Consider the following 10064-nt stretch of genomic DNA (forward strand, 5'->3'; position numbering starts at 1 on the left):
CAGAGCGTTCAGATCCACCCCTTTGCTCCTTAGAAAAGCGATGTATTTCACCACCACGGGGGCGGTTTCCGACTGCTCGATGTTGCAAAGCTGCTGGCGGCTGATCCCCATTTCCTCGGCAACACTTTTCGCCGTCAGGCTTAGCCTGATCGCATAATTACAGTTTTTCCTTTTCTTCCGTTCGGCAGTGCGTACCGCCATGCCCTTGTCTTTCCAGCCTGTTCCCGTCTTTTCCCTTTTCTTTCTCGTCCCTTGTTTTTTCTCCTTTTCCTGCCGTTTTCCCACGCTTTTTCGCTCCGTTTTCTCCAGCCTGCGGTGTAATGTGATGACACATGGTGTAATGTGTGTCCTAACATATTGCAAATCAATTATTTATCAATTTTTCTCCTATATATTTGCGGTGACAACATGAGTTATCAACACTAAAAATCAAAAATTATGGCAAAGAAAAATGCAAGGGAAGAACCCCCGAAACCGCAGGTCTCCGAAAACGAGCAGATGAGTGACATCGTGTTCATCCTTGACAAGATGGAACTGATTCTGGAAGCGGTGTCGCAAATCGGACAGGACGGAAAATTCAACACGGTAGCCGCCGACAGGCAGAACCGGAACTCCTTCCTGAAGATTGACCGCTATGCAGACGCCTTCGAGAACTTCATCAAGAACTTCTGGAGCCAGCTGAAAGACCCGACACGCTTCGGAATCCTCTCCGTCAAGGAAGACAGGCTGGACGACCCTGCCGTACAGCAGGCCATCGAGGACATCGCCGCAGGAAAAAAGACAAAAGCCGTGGAGGAATTTCTCAAGCAGTACGAGATTGTTCCGCGCAACAAGGAAAACCAAAGTATCAACCCCAAAAACCAAGAAGAAATGGCAAAGAAAAATGAAACCCAGCAGCAGGCTGCCGCAGCTGACAGCCAGCCGCAGAACCAGTCCCCCCAGTACCGTTACAACGAGTCCATGATCAACTGGGAACAGCTCAAGAATTTCGGAATCTCCCGTGAATACCTCCAGGAACGCGGACTGCTCGAACAGATGCTCAAGGGCTACAAGACCAACCAGGTCGTGCCCATAAGCATGAACTTCGGCTCGGCCGTACTGAGAACGGACGCACGTCTGTCCTTCCAGCAGTCCATGGCGGGCGAAGTGGTGCTCGGCATCCACGGTATCCGGCAGAAACCCGACCTTGACCGACCGTACTTCGGACACATCTTCTCCGACGAGGACAAGAAGAACCTGCTCGAAACGGGCAACATGGGGCGTGTCGTGGAACTGAAAGGACGCAACGGGGAATATATCCCATCCTTCATCAGCATCGACAAGCTGACCAACGAGGTGGTCGCCATGAAAGCGGAGAATGCTTTCATCCCGAGGGAAATCAAGGGAGTGGAACTGACAGAGCAGGAGCAGAATGACCTGCGTGAAGGCAAGAAGGTCTATGTAGAGGGCATGATCGCCAAATCCGGCAACGAGTTCAACGCCTTCATTCAGGTGAATGCCGAACGCAGGGGTGTCGAGTTCATTTTCGAGAACGACAAGCTCTTCAACCGCCAGACACTCGGGGGCGTGGAACTGACACAGAAACAGATTGAGGACCTGAACGCTGGAAAAGCCATCTTCGTGGAGGGAATGCAGCGCAAGGACGGCGAGGTGTTCTCCTCCTACGTGAAGTTGGACGAGGCGACAGGCCGCCCGTCCTACACCCGCTATAATCCGGACTCTCCGGAAGGCGCACGCGAAATCTATATTCCCAACGAAATCAACGGGGTGAAGATTACGGCGGAGGAACAGCAGCAGCTCCGTGACGGCAAGGTGATTTTCCTCAATGACATGGTGAACCGCAAGGGAGAGGAATTCTCCTCCTTCATCAAGGCCGACCTGGAAACGGGACGCCTGAGCTACTCCCGTACGCCGGACGGCTTCGAGCAGCGCGAGGATTTCAAGATTCCACCCAAGGTATGGGACGTGGAACTGACCAGACAGCAGCGTGCGGACCTGCAGAGCGGAAAGGCCGTGCTGGTGGAAGGCATCAAGGGATATGACGGGAAGACCATCTCGCAGTACGTCAAGGCGAACTTCAACCAGGGGCGTCTGGACTTCTACAACGAGAATCCTGACCGCAAGCGTGATGCCTCGCAGCGCAATGTGGTGGCCAACAGCCAGCGACAGGAACAGGGAAACCGCAAGTCAAAAGGTGCGAGCATTGCCTGACAACAGGTTACTGAAAAATGAATGTTGAATCAAAAAAAGAAAGAAATATGAAAAAGGAAAACGGAAACGACATGCCTTTCAAGGCTGATGAAGTGAACTGGGACGAACTCTCCGGTATCGGTATCATGAAGGACGAGCTGGAACTCTCCGGCGAAATGGACACCCTCCTCAGGGGAGAGAAAACGAAAGTGATGTCCCTGAGCCTCGTGCTCCTCGGCGTGGACGTGGTGATGGACGCCACGCTCCAACTGGTCCGTAAGGGCGAGTCCCCGCTACTGGAAATCCAGGGAGTGACACCGCTGGGCAAATAATCTGGGAGCAATTATCAAGTAAACCGATGTCTTACCGCCGTTTCCTGTCTTCCGCATGGAAAACGGGAAACGGCTTAATTTTTATCTTACAATATGATAGCAATCATCGCAGAAAAGCCGAGTGTAGGCATGGACATTGCCCGTGTAGTCGGGGCTGATACAAGAAATGACGGCTACTGTTCCGGTAACGGATATATGGTGACCTGGGCACTGGGACACCTCGTGTCACTGGCCATACCGGACACTTATGGTTATACGAAAACGGCGGAGGAGGACTTGCCGATGCTGCCGGACCCGTTCCGCCTGGTCTCCCGACAGATGCGCACGGACAGGGGAATGGTTACGGACATCGCCGCCTCGAAACAGCTGAAAGTCATAGAAAGCGTGTTCAACCGCTGTGACAGCATCGTCGTGGCTACCGATGCCGGTCGTGAAGGGGAACTTATCTTCCGCTGGATATACGACTTTCTGGGCTGCACGAAACCGTTCAGACGCCTGTGGATCTCCTCGCTTACTGACGAGGCCATACGAAAAGGTCTGGAGGAACTGAAGGACGGCTCGGAATACGACAGCCTGTATACCGCCGCCGACAGCCGCGCGAAGGCAGACTGGCTGGTGGGCATGAACGCCAGCCGTGCCCTGGCCATCGTTTCCGGCTCGTCCAACAACTCGATCGGACGGGTGCAGACTCCGACGCTCGCCATGATATGCAGCCGCTACAGGGAGAACCGCAGTTTCGTATCCACACCATACTGGCAGCTGCATGTCACCCTCAATGGCGGCACGTCACACCGCCGCTTCTTCCATCCCGCGACCTTTGACGACAGGCAGAAGGCGGAAGCCGCCTACCGCAGTCTCTCTCCCGATTCTTCGGCGACGGTCACGAAGGTGGAGCGCAGGAAAAGCCTGCAACAGCCGCCGTTGCTCTACGACCTAACGGCACTCCAGAAGGACTGCAACGTGCACCTCGACCTGCCCGCAGCAAAGACGCTGGACATCGCCCAGTCGCTCTACGAGAAGAAGCTCATTTCCTACCCGAGAACGGGAAGCCGGTATATCCCGCACGATGTGATGGCCTGCGTGCCCGGTCTGTTGGAAAGGATAATGGCCATGCCCGAATTCGCCACAAGTGCCGGAATCCTTGACTTTGCGCGTCTCAACACCCGTAGCGTGGACGACCGTAAAGTGACGGACCACCATGCTCTCATCACGACCGGCATCGCACCCGAAGGGCTTTCCGAAGCGGAGGAGGCCGTCTATACGCTGATAGCCGGACGTATGCTGGAGGCGTTCTCGCCCTGCTGCGAGAAGGAACTGATTCTTATGGAATGTCGCCTGGACAACATGGATTTCCGCTCGAAAAGTTCCCTTGTCGTCAGTCCGGGATGGCGCGGCATCTTCTGCAGGAAAGAGGACAGGCAGGACGACGAGCCGGAAACCGACGAGGGTACGGCCGTATTTGCCGAAGGGGACACGGTTCCTGTTTCAGGATTCGGACTGTCCCAGAAGAAGACCGTGCCCAGACCGCCCTATACCGAGGCCACGCTGCTGGCAGCAATGGAGACCTGCGGCAGGGAGATAGCCGACGAACAGGCACGCGAGGCCGTGAAGGAGCTGGGCATCGGCACGCCCGCCACAAGAGCCGCCATCATCACCACACTGTTCAAACGTGACTATATCGCCCGCTCCGGCAAGAGCATCGTCCCCACGGAAAAGGGACTCCATATCTACGATGCGGTGAAGGACATGCTCGTGGCGGATGTTTCCCTGACAGGAAGCTGGGAGAAGACCCTGCTCCAGATAGAGCGGCACACGCTCGGACCGGACACGTTCATGGCATCCATCACGGACTACACCCGCAAGGCTACCCGTGAAATCCTGAACCTCAGCCTTCCGGCGGCAGCCGCCCGCACATTCACCTGTCCCAAATGCAAGACCGGACACATTATCGTCAGGGAAAAGAGTGCCCGTTGCGACAATAAAGGGTGCGGACTGACCGTGTACCGCAGATTCCTGAACAAGGAACTGACGGACCAGCATCTGGAACAGCTTTTCTCCTCCGGTTCCACACGCCTTATCAAGGGATTCAAGGGAAAGAAGGGCGTGGCTTTCGACGCTTCGGTCACCTTTGACGCCGGGTTCACCCTGACACTCTCGTTCCCCAAAAACGGGAACGGCAGGAAAAGGAAATGATGAAGCCATCCCGATTCGCGGGGCAAAGGTCGCAGCCCGCCCGTTTCCACCGGCAAGGTCAGGCCTTACGGTTTCTGGGAAAAATCATCCTCGCCAGAGGCTCCGGTATTTTTCCCGAAAACCTTGCCTGTGGAGGCGGACTGCAAGAAAGCCCCTGAAACCGGGAATGGCATTCCCGCCAAACAAATGAAGATTATGAAAGCAAAAGAACGTATCAGAAAGATAGCGGACAGCAGATGGGCAAGGACACTCGCGCTGGCCGTAACAGCAGCCATCATATTCAGCTGGCTCTATTCCCACGGTATATCGCCTGTATGGACTGCCGTGGCCATCATCTGTTTCAGGGGACTCTTCAGGTTCCTCTACCGTATAGCCTGTTTTCTCGTGGCATTGGCAATCATTCTGTGCATACTGAGTTTTCTGGTCTTCTGAAATCTGACGATATGGAACATGCACGGAATTTATCATTGCAGCATAAGGGAGCTGTCCGGGAGCGGGCGGCTCTTTTTGTATCCGTCACAGCCGGAAATGACACGGAAAGAAAAGGGAATGGACGGAAAACACAGACATTGGCAAACCGAGAACTACAGGGCAAAGTTGGCAAACGCTTCTTGTCGGACGGCAAGGTCAGGCCGCAAGCGGTTTCGGAAAAAATCATCCTCGCTGCGCTCCGGTATTTTTCCCGAAAACCCTGCCTTTCCGGAAGCATTTGCCGTTGGGCCCTTGTAGTTCAACGGGCTGCCAAAGCCCGGGTATTCACAGTTAAAAATTAAAGAATATGCAACAAGCGATCATCACAAGACAGTCACCAGCTCCGATAGGGATGCCCGTGACAAGAAGACCGAAAGTACACGTCCCGCAACCGGCAATCAAGCTGCCGCCAAGGGGAACCACAGGTCCCGTTCACATCTCAAAGCTGCTGAACCCCGTTCTGGAAATATGCAGACATCCGGATAGGAACAGGCTGCTGGCTGAATTATTCAGCGAATATTGAAACACATCGTCTAATCATTTAATATCTGAAATTATGTTTTTTACAGCAATCCACCAGATGATGACGGAAAGCGTGGACCTCACGATCGTCATCCGCAAGACAAACGGACAACTGACCGTTTCCACATTGCCCAAATCGAACGGACTCAAGGACGAGGCCCAGAACCACATCGTGCCGCTGACTGTCACGGGCACACCGCAGGAACTTGACACAGGATTCCTGCAGGCAGTCACAAGACCGATACAGAAAGCGTGCGGGCTGATCTCCAACATGGCACAGTTTGAGGCACAGGCGGACAAGGCCGCCGCCAGCAGCAAGGCCGCCAAGGAAGCGAAATCCAAGGAGACGAAGGAAGAACGCGAGAAACGGGAGAAGTACGAGAAACTGATGAAGAAGGCGGAAGAACTGACAGCCGCCAGGAACCATCGGGAAGCCGTCAGCGTGCTTACACAGGCGAAAGCACACGCGAATGCCGCCCAGTTGAAGGAAATCGAGGAGAAGATAAAGGCAGCCGACACGGAAATGAACCGGGGAAGCCTCTTCGACCTGATGGAACAGGAGGCACAGCCGGAACCTTCGGTACAGCAGCAACAGCCACACTCCCAACAGCCGGTATACACACAGACACCGGTACAGAGAAATCCGCAACCGCAACGTCCGCAACAGCCGGTACCGCAGAGACCACAACAGGCATACACGCAGCATCCGCAACAGCCAGGAATATGGCCACCGCAACAACAGCCGCCACAGCCGCAAGCAAGACCGCAGATACAGCCGCACGCGCAATACGTACAGCTGACAGGCGGACAGCAGCCTTCCCAACCTCAATATCCGCCGCAGCCTGAAATTCAGGACTGGCAGGAAGAACGGTTCATGCAGGAGGACGAACAGCAACCGTACCTCTCCGATCAGGAACACCCCGCATACAGTGAGAAGGACTACGAGGAATACATCGATTTCCCGCAGTCCATGCTGGAACCCAAGTATTCACCTTATCAGACAGTTTAAGACATGGCACTCGAAATTAAAGGAATGACACGCTCATTCAGATTCAAGAAAGGAACAGAGTATATTACTCTTCAGGACCCGGATCCGAACATCTCGCCGGACATGGTCATGAACTACTATTCGAACATGTACCCGGAACTGACGACGGCTACCGTTCACGGACCGGTCATCAGGGAGGACATGACAGAATATGAGTTCAAGACAACTATCGGAACAAAAGGATAAAGGATATGGCAAAGGACTACAGAAAAAAGAAGAAATCATGTGTACCATTGGACGGATATCAGGCGGAACAGCTCGCGAGACTTATCATTGCGGAAACCGAAAGGAAGGTGCATTACGGCACGGAAAGGAAGAAACGGATTGCGGCACCCAGCGGTGCCGTAATTCTTTTCTGAACACCACATTCACGCCGATGCCTCCGCCGGAACTGTTCTCGGAAAGTCCTGACGGAAAGCCGTGCAACCTGATCACGCGGGAAAACTACGAGTACCTGCGTGATTCCTTTTTCAGATATGCGAGTCTTATGAAAAAGGAAGCGGTACATGCACCGGGACTCACAATGGCGGAAGGAATAACGAGACTGCATGATGAAATGAGCGACCTTGTCGGCAATGACATGAATGTAAACATCGAGCAGGATGGGGAAAGACTCATTTTCCGTCTCTGGAAATGCCACAGATGGGGAGAACTTACGCTGTATTACTTCCCTGTGAAATTTGTGGAAAATCTCGGGCCGGAACTGAGACGCATATCTGTCACCTTCATCCACAACCTGATGCAGGCAAACGGAATTGACACCATACTGGACGAGGATGACACGGAATATGCGCTTACCTGGCTGGCTGAAGAGAATGACGACGAACAGGACGACAGGAAAAAACGGCTGAAACTGCTGCATTCATACGAGAAAGGCAGGATACACAGTCTGCTCAGGAGAGTGGAACGGAAATCCTACTACAAGGACCTGCCGAAGGCAATCGGACGGTATAAGCCGGCGAACGGATACGAACAGTCCCTGCTCTCCGCCATGAAGGAAGGTCTGGAATTCCTCTCGCCTGAACGCGGCATCATGGAATACGGCTACGACCCGTTTTATGAAGAGGAACCGGACTACCTGCCCATGTATCTCAACAGGCAGATAAGGGTCGTCTATGACTGCAATGATCCCGTGACGGACAACCTCGTGGACTACTACAACTCCTACAGCCGGGAGACATACGACATCATTCCGGTCACCACCTGTGACCTGTCTCCGGAAACGGAGGAACTGTTCCGCATGGACGACTACCCGGAACGCTTCTTCAAATGGGCGGAAAAATTTATCAACATCACAATATAAACCAATCTGAAAGCATATGATAGACAGCAACGAACTGACCAGAAAGATCAAGACACCGCTCAACCCCAGGGCGGCACTGATAGCCTATGCCTCGGAAGGGGACAAGAACTTCTTCCTTGAAATCCGGGGTATTGACGACCGGGGAAACATGACGGAAGGAAGACCGGTGACACTGGAATTCATGAACACCCTCGTGAAGGAATACTCGGAAAGACACGGTACCACTCCATACGGGAAGATACCCGACAACCTGCTGTATTGCGACTCGCGCAAGGGCAGCGAAAGATACGTGTGGTACAATCCACCGCACAAGCGGATGATGTTCTTCAGCACCGCACTCAAAATAGAAAACGCGGAATATTACCTGCCGGGAGTAATCTACGAGGCCGGAGAGCACGGAATGAGAATCTATGCCTACAAGGGGAACGTTCCCAGACCGGATACCGTACTGTATGCCGCACCGTTCTTCAACGTGACAGGTTCCAGCGTATGTCTGGGAAACGCCAGGATAGAGCTGCCGAAGGACCTGACCTATGAAAAGCTGCTGCAGTACTGGGAACGGAAATTCTGGCTGACGGAATTCACCCACCTGGGAGGGAACGGGAACCCGACAAGGTCAAACCTCGTGCTGGTGGCAAAGGCGGCACGGGACAGGGACTTCAACCTCGACGAACTGAAACAACTGAACAACATGAAACTTAAAGACATACTGAAATGAAAAGAGTACACTACATCGACAACTATCTCATAAACCCGCAGCATCCGGTAACGGTAAACCTTATCGGAGCGGGAGGAACAGGCTCACAGGTGCTTACCTGCCTGGCCAGGCTTGACACGGCACTGAGGGGACTCGGACATCCCGGACTGTTCGTGACACTGTATGATTCCGACATCGTGACGGAAGCCAACATCGGGCGGCAGCTCTTCAGCCCTTCGGACATCGGACTGAACAAGGCGCAGTGCCTCGTCACACGCATGAACAACTTCTTCGGCAACGACTGGAAGGCGGTACCGGACATCTATCCGGCAGCCCTGAAGGACGCCAGACGGGATAATCTGGCCAACATAATGATTACCTGCACGGACAACATAAAGTCCCGTCTCGACCTCTGGAACATACTGAAAGCCGTGCCGGTTTCGGAATACAGAAGCCACGAAACACCACTGTACTGGATGGACTTCGGCAACATGCAGAATACGGGACAGGTCATCCTCGGAACCGTACCTAAGAAAATCAGACAGCCGGCATCCAAGCTGTACGAAACGGTGGAATCGCTGAAGGTGATCACACGATATGTCAAATACGCAAGAGTGAAGGAAAAGGATTCCGGACCGAGCTGTTCGCTGGCGGAGGCTCTGGAGAAACAGGACCTGTTCATCAACTCCACACTGGCACAGCTCGGCTGCAACATCCTGTGGAAAATGTTCCGCAACGGTATGATCGAGCATCACGGGCTGTACCTGAATCTCTCCACCATGAAAGTGAATCCGATAACTGTATAATATCAAAGCGTTTCCGTATGATTAAAATATAAAAAAGAACTCAGGAAAATAATCCTGAAAACCAATATTTTTCGTAACTTTGTATCAAAATCAAATAAGCATAACAATGGAACCATCTATATACAGTTTTTCACTTTGTGCCGCACTGCCGTTGATGTTATTCTTCGGCTTTTATTTTTTGTTTGCAAAGACTCCTGAAAAGAAAATTTTCAAGAATTATCTCCGCTCCCGACAGATTATGGGTATAGCTATGCTGCTGCTTTCGGCAAATTATTCGGTACATTTCTTCTTTGGTATTCGATTCAAAAATGCGGATTCTTCCATATTGATGAACATGTCCACATACTTCCTGTGCTATTCTCTGTTCAGTTCGGCATTGATAATGTTGCTTGATTGTTTTTACATTACCAAACGGCGTGTGTGGACACATATCATTTTATGGATTATATTCTCAACTCTTTCCGGAGTTGTGTTGTTCCTGTTGCCAAGCGGAATCATGCAA

Annotated in this window: 12 protein-coding genes and 1 pseudogene; 12 read left to right on the top strand and 1 reads right to left on the bottom strand. The window is 52.7% G+C overall.

Annotated elements, in window-relative coordinates:
• Positions 1 to 285 (bottom strand): hypothetical protein (locus NBH15_RS28285; protein WP_250824135.1); only part of this gene is annotated, 285 nt, incomplete at its 3' end.
• Between the two features lie 153 nt (positions 286 to 438).
• Here NBH15_RS28285 and NBH15_RS28290 point away from each other — a divergent pair.
• The 12 genes and pseudogenes from NBH15_RS28290 to NBH15_RS28345 form a co-directional block, all read left to right on the top strand.
• Positions 439 to 2211, top strand: a complete 1773-nt coding sequence (locus NBH15_RS28290; protein WP_075965624.1) for a DUF3945 domain-containing protein — start codon at positions 439 to 441, stop codon at positions 2209 to 2211.
• Positions 2212 to 2258: 47 nt separating this feature from the next.
• Positions 2259 to 2522 (top strand): DUF4099 domain-containing protein, encoded by a 264-nt coding sequence (locus tag NBH15_RS28295; RefSeq protein WP_075966082.1) that lies wholly within the window; start codon positions 2259 to 2261, stop codon positions 2520 to 2522.
• Between the two features lie 93 nt (positions 2523 to 2615).
• Complete coding sequence (locus NBH15_RS28300) at positions 2616 to 4715, top strand: type IA DNA topoisomerase (protein ID WP_122265229.1); 2100 nt, start codon at positions 2616 to 2618, stop codon at positions 4713 to 4715.
• Between the two features lie 195 nt (positions 4716 to 4910).
• On the top strand, positions 4911 to 5147 hold the full coding sequence (locus tag NBH15_RS28305) for a hypothetical protein (RefSeq protein WP_055300465.1): 237 nt from the start codon (positions 4911 to 4913) through the stop codon (positions 5145 to 5147).
• Between the two features lie 11 nt (positions 5148 to 5158).
• Positions 5159 to 5488 carry a hypothetical protein gene (locus tag NBH15_RS28310; RefSeq protein ID WP_229101631.1) on the top strand — a complete coding sequence of 110 codons (330 nt, stop codon included), beginning with the start codon at positions 5159 to 5161 and terminating at the stop codon, positions 5486 to 5488.
• Positions 5489 to 5493: 5 nt separating this feature from the next.
• Positions 5494 to 5709, top strand: coding sequence for a hypothetical protein (locus NBH15_RS28315; protein ID WP_075965632.1), 216 nt, complete (start codon positions 5494 to 5496; stop codon positions 5707 to 5709).
• 33 nt (positions 5710 to 5742) lie between these two features.
• Positions 5743 to 6717, top strand: coding sequence for a PRTRC system protein E (locus NBH15_RS28320; RefSeq protein ID WP_075965633.1), 975 nt, complete (start codon positions 5743 to 5745; stop codon positions 6715 to 6717).
• 3 nt (positions 6718 to 6720) lie between these two features.
• Entirely contained in the window at positions 6721 to 6942 is a 222-nt protein-coding gene (locus tag NBH15_RS28325) for a PRTRC system protein C (RefSeq protein WP_075965634.1), read from the top strand.
• Between the two features lie 37 nt (positions 6943 to 6979).
• The gene (locus NBH15_RS28330) at positions 6980 to 8059 is read left to right on the top strand and encodes a hypothetical protein (RefSeq protein ID WP_075965635.1); all 1080 of its coding nucleotides are present in this window, start codon (positions 6980 to 6982) and stop codon (positions 8057 to 8059) included.
• Positions 8060 to 8075: 16 nt separating this feature from the next.
• Complete coding sequence (locus NBH15_RS28335) at positions 8076 to 8777, top strand: prokaryotic E2 ligase family D protein (RefSeq protein ID WP_075965636.1); 702 nt, start codon at positions 8076 to 8078, stop codon at positions 8775 to 8777.
• Positions 8774 to 9562 carry a PRTRC system ThiF family protein gene (locus NBH15_RS28340; protein WP_075965637.1) on the top strand — a complete coding sequence of 263 codons (789 nt, stop codon included), beginning with the start codon at positions 8774 to 8776 and terminating at the stop codon, positions 9560 to 9562. The genes NBH15_RS28335 and NBH15_RS28340 overlap by 4 nt, the downstream gene beginning before the upstream one ends.
• A 154-nt stretch (positions 9563 to 9716) precedes the next feature.
• A pseudogene (locus NBH15_RS28345) lies at positions 9717 to 10064 on the top strand (AraC family transcriptional regulator); the annotation flags it as partial.

Origin of the sequence: Parabacteroides caeci (genome assembly GCF_023656795.1) — a bacterium.
Lineage (GTDB): Bacteria > Bacteroidota > Bacteroidia > Bacteroidales > Tannerellaceae > Parabacteroides > Parabacteroides segnis.

What these genes read in the sequence shown, in the direction of transcription:
- NBH15_RS28290 (WP_075965624.1), top strand. Translation starts at nt 439, where the DNA reads ATGGCAAAGAAAAATGCAAGGGAAGAACCCCCGAAACCGCAGGTCTCC.
- NBH15_RS28295 (WP_075966082.1), top strand. Translation starts at nt 2,259, where the DNA reads ATGAAAAAGGAAAACGGAAACGACATGCCTTTCAAGGCTGATGAAGTG.
- NBH15_RS28300 (WP_122265229.1), top strand. Translation starts at nt 2,616, where the DNA reads ATGATAGCAATCATCGCAGAAAAGCCGAGTGTAGGCATGGACATTGCC.
- NBH15_RS28305 (WP_055300465.1), top strand. Translation starts at nt 4,911, where the DNA reads ATGAAAGCAAAAGAACGTATCAGAAAGATAGCGGACAGCAGATGGGCA.
- NBH15_RS28310 (WP_229101631.1), top strand. Translation starts at nt 5,159, where the DNA reads ATGGAACATGCACGGAATTTATCATTGCAGCATAAGGGAGCTGTCCGG.
- NBH15_RS28315 (WP_075965632.1), top strand. Translation starts at nt 5,494, where the DNA reads ATGCAACAAGCGATCATCACAAGACAGTCACCAGCTCCGATAGGGATG.
- NBH15_RS28320 (WP_075965633.1), top strand. Translation starts at nt 5,743, where the DNA reads ATGTTTTTTACAGCAATCCACCAGATGATGACGGAAAGCGTGGACCTC.
- NBH15_RS28325 (WP_075965634.1), top strand. Translation starts at nt 6,721, where the DNA reads ATGGCACTCGAAATTAAAGGAATGACACGCTCATTCAGATTCAAGAAA.
- NBH15_RS28330 (WP_075965635.1), top strand. Translation starts at nt 6,980, where the DNA reads ATGTGTACCATTGGACGGATATCAGGCGGAACAGCTCGCGAGACTTAT.
- NBH15_RS28335 (WP_075965636.1), top strand. Translation starts at nt 8,076, where the DNA reads ATGATAGACAGCAACGAACTGACCAGAAAGATCAAGACACCGCTCAAC.
- NBH15_RS28340 (WP_075965637.1), top strand. Translation starts at nt 8,774, where the DNA reads ATGAAAAGAGTACACTACATCGACAACTATCTCATAAACCCGCAGCAT.